5 protein-coding genes and 1 pseudogene are annotated in these 3,935 nt (G+C 39.7%); all 6 read right to left on the bottom strand.

The window, feature by feature from the left end; genetic code table 11:
* Positions 1 to 390: hypothetical protein (locus H6A13_RS12615; protein WP_204909893.1), on the bottom strand; the 390-nt coding region annotated here is incomplete at its 3' end.
* A gap of 48 nt (positions 391 to 438) precedes the next feature.
* Complete coding sequence (locus tag H6A13_RS12610; protein WP_087266970.1) at positions 439 to 672, bottom strand: Imm74 family immunity protein; 234 nt, start codon at positions 670 to 672, stop codon at positions 439 to 441.
* Positions 673 to 676: 4 nt separating this feature from the next.
* Positions 677 to 1,285: a hypothetical protein gene (locus tag H6A13_RS12605; protein WP_227709045.1), complete on the bottom strand. Its 609-nt coding sequence runs from the start codon at positions 1,283 to 1,285 to the stop codon at positions 677 to 679.
* Between the two features lie 144 nt (positions 1,286 to 1,429).
* Positions 1,430 to 1,621, bottom strand: coding sequence for a hypothetical protein (locus tag H6A13_RS12600; RefSeq protein WP_087266967.1), 192 nt, complete (start codon positions 1,619 to 1,621; stop codon positions 1,430 to 1,432).
* 91 nt (positions 1,622 to 1,712) lie between these two features.
* A pseudogene (locus H6A13_RS13590) lies at positions 1,713 to 1,925 on the bottom strand (23S rRNA methyltransferase); the annotation flags it as partial.
* Between the two features lie 204 nt (positions 1,926 to 2,129).
* A complete protein-coding gene (locus tag H6A13_RS12590; protein WP_243424802.1) occupies positions 2,130 to 3,824 on the bottom strand; it encodes a recombinase family protein in 1,695 nt (564 codons plus the stop codon).
* Positions 3,825 to 3,935 lie beyond the last annotated feature (111 nt).

Genomic DNA, 3,935 nt, shown 5'->3' with positions numbered 1-3,935 from the left:
TATCACTATCATATCAGGGGTTTCCAACACTTTTTTAATATCTGACAGGGATAAATGTTTTTCTTTGTCCTCTATTCTGTAAAGAATATCCTGACCTATTTCGATATGCATCAAAGGTACCGTGTTCCTGTAATTTACCTGATATCTTTCTTTTTCTATTTTAATTGCCCTGCTGACCTTGACTCTTATGAGCAGCAGGAGCAGGATCGGCAGAAGTTCCAGAAACAGATAAACAAGATTTCTCCGTATGATCAACATCAAGAAAAAATACAGGAAAACCAACGCTGTTAAGATATAAGATACTATCAGGTTTTCTCTCCACCACCGTTTCAGATATTCCGGAATACATTCTTCTGTGTATTGAAATTCACTTACAAAAAAATTATCCATTTCTGATATTTCATGTTTCCGGCAAATGTTCTGCAAAAACATATTTTTTTATTCAAATATAATCTGAACTGTATTTTCACTCATACTTTCCTGCACTTCCCGAATGATTTCTTCTATTTGTTCTTTACTGAGTTTCTCATTCTCATGCGGTGGCTCCCATGTTTTCATAGTGTCTGTATATACTACAAATTTTCTCCCTACAAGCATTTCTCCTTCCGCTTTTATGATATAACCATTTTCCAAATCAAATTTAACATAGTTCATACTACCTGTAATTTTCATTTTCTCACCTCTCAAAAATAACATGCTCTATACCTGTTTTCGGGTCAATTGTTGTTATCTTTGTAACATTAGGATTATTCTTAAGACGTGGCAGCTCAATATTTTCCCATATATTGCCCGGTCTTAATTCTGAACCAATGACCGCTCTTATTTCTCCTGATACCTGTTCGGCATATGCTCCAGATGCCAAGTCCCAGGCTTCCATTGTACTTGGATTATTAAAATCCCATTCCGGCATAACAATTTTTTGTTTTTCAATTGTAGATTCTAATGTAACTCCACCTCTACTTTTAGCGATATTTGCTGCATTCTCAGCTCCACCTATTCCGTCTGTTCTTCCAGACCAGAAAAAAGCCGTATCAGGTTCAGTTTTTAACTTAGGACGTATTGCATCAATATCCAGCAGTGACGAACTGCTGATTTCATCTATACTATTTTTTGATGTAATAAAACTATCGTACGCGGTAGCCTCATTTGCCCTCAATTTAACCACGGCATCCGTATCCACCTTACTGATAGCGATATGTTCATCGAGTTTAATATCCGCTAATTTCCACGCGTCTATATCCGCCTGTGTCAGTCCAGGATGATCTATATGTACTCCCTTTTCCAACTCGTCCCAATACTGATTATACCGCTTTGCATCAGCAAAATTCCTCCTGATAGGTTGCGTCTGCTTCCAACAGCGGAGTGATCGTCTTTTCCCTCAGTGTTTCCACAGCTGCCTTGAACAGTTCTTTAAATTCTACGCCATCCATCATACCCTCCCGCAATCGTGTTGTACTTTGAGTTTTTTCAGCGGTGCGCCCGTAACCTTAAAAATCAGTTCGTCAACGCAGTCCGCATATCTGCCTTGCGCAAGGAGCTGATTTTTCAGTTCCACAAGGCTATGTAGCAGGATTGTCCTTTCGTGGCTATCCAGATAAATGTGGAATTTCTGTTCTCTCATACAAGCCACCTCCGTTTCTTCACTTTCATTATATGTAGGAACGGAGAGCAGCTCAAATGTGCAAAAATGTATAACTATTTCCGAGATAGCGTCAGATCATACGAAAATATTCCAATGCCTCTTTTATAGCTTTTTCTTTTTCTGGCGGGCATTTCGGCTGTCTGGAGTTTTCTGATTTCGGTAGGTTATAATTTACCCTCTCAATAATACCGCATTTCTGCTTTACCGGTGCGATATATAAATTACTGACCTTTAATCCCGTATGCTCCAGTACATACTTCTTGATTTCCTCATAAGTGGCTTTGCTCTCCGCAGCCGTCAAATCAAGCTCGTCCATTTTCACTTCTACCTCGATATGTTGGTCTGAATGAAGTTTGGACAATAAACATACCGTCTCCACATGTGTCGGCAGTCCCTGGGGAACATATTTCCCCAGCCCCGTTACTGCCTGATGAGCACATTTTTTCTGATACATTTCTTTCCAAAATATCTTTATTTTCCAGCTCCATTATGACACCTTTTTCCCTTTCTGATTTGCATTATAGTCTGCTTTCGCATCATCTACTTTCAAGTCCTGATTACATTTCAGAACAAAAGTCAGTTTATATGGAGAAGGATTGCCGTTTTCATCATAGCCACCGACAATTACCTTTTCCACGATGCTTTCAAACACGATACGGTCAAATTCATCCAGGATATCTTCATTTTCCAGTGTCTTCCGAAGCTGTTCCATACGCTTGCTTATATTCTTCTGCTGCCCGATATTTTCTTCCAGATAAGCCTTTTCTTCTGTCATCTGATGAAGTTTCCGCTGAAAACTCAGTTTCTTTTCATCATAATCTTCCTGCTCTATTTTACCATCAATCAGCAGATCTGTTAACCTGCTTTTTTTCGTTTCAATACTGGCTATATCCTTCTCCAGCTGTTTTACCCGTTTTAATTCCGTATCATCTTTCAATACATCTTCAATGGTACTCAATACGGAATCCAGAACATCATCAAAGTTATCTGCCAGTAACCGGAATGCATCCAGAAATGCATTTTCAATAATTACTTCATCAATCGCTTTGCAATTCGGACAGTTACTGATTCCATTCTTGGTTGCATTCATGCACTGCCAGACTGGTTTTTTCGTTGTGATCGTCTGGTGTCTTGTTCTGCGGGAAAGTTTATGACCGCAATACCCACACTCCAGCATACTGCTGAATGTAAATTGTCTGGTGTAGCGTTCTCTGTTCCCGGTTGTCTCCATCAGTCTTGGTCTTACGCGTTTCAGACGAATTTGTTCTGCTTTATCCCAGATTTCTCTTGAAACAATTGGTTCATGGTGGTCCCTGATATAATACCGCTCCTCTTCCCCCATATTGGCAAGCCGTCTCTTCGATATGGGATCAACCGTAAATGTTTTACCAAGAAGAACATCTCCCTTATATTTCTCATTTTTGATGATTCCCATCACTCCATGCGTATGCCATTCTACAGTTCCACACCTATTTTTGATTCCTAATTCCATCAACCTTCTAGCAATAGTCGAAGTACCGTATCCCTGCAGATACAGATCATAAATCAGACGTACTGTTTCTGCTTCCTGTTCATTCACAGTAATTGTCTTAGTCTCCCGGTCGTAATCATACCCCAGGCATCCATTGAACCCTATCAGTTCGCCCCGCTTCATTTTCATTCGTAATCCCATCTTCACATTCTCCGAAAGGGATTCCACTTCTCCCTGCGAAAGAGAACTAAGGATGGTAAGAAGCATTTCGCCATTCATATCCAATGTATTGATATTTTCTTTTTCAAATATAACGGCTATATTCCGGTCACGGAGCATACGCACATATTTCAACGTATCCTGTGTATTTCTGGAAAACCGGGAAATGGATTTTGTAAGGATCATATCAATTTTCCCATTCTGACACTCCCTTATCATTTCCTGAAATCCTTCCCGTTTGTCCACTTTCGTTCCAGTGATTGCTTCATCTGCAAAAATGCCTGCCAGCACCCATTCCTTATTTTGACGTATTTTTTCTTCATAATAAGATTTCTGAGATACAAAGCTGCCAAGCTGTTCATCTCCGTCCGTAGACACACGGCAGTATGCCGCAACACGGATACGCTGAACCGGTATCCCCATACTTCGTCTTCCCACACTATTTGTTGTTGTTTTCGTTGCTTCTAAAATCTCAACTTGTCTCATACCCATAAACTACCTCCATTTCTTTTACCTGCCACATTTTTCTTCTTTTCCATCTGGCTTGTTTCTTATTTTGCAATATGATTTTATCTAAAATAATAAATGTGAACGAATGTTGCA

The organism is Mordavella massiliensis, assembly GCF_016902415.1.
Classification (GTDB): Bacteria; Bacillota; Clostridia; order Lachnospirales; family Lachnospiraceae; genus Merdimonas; species Merdimonas faecigallinarum.
Note: the sequence above shows the minus strand (reverse complement) of the source record. Positions and strands in the feature narration are given on the sequence as shown.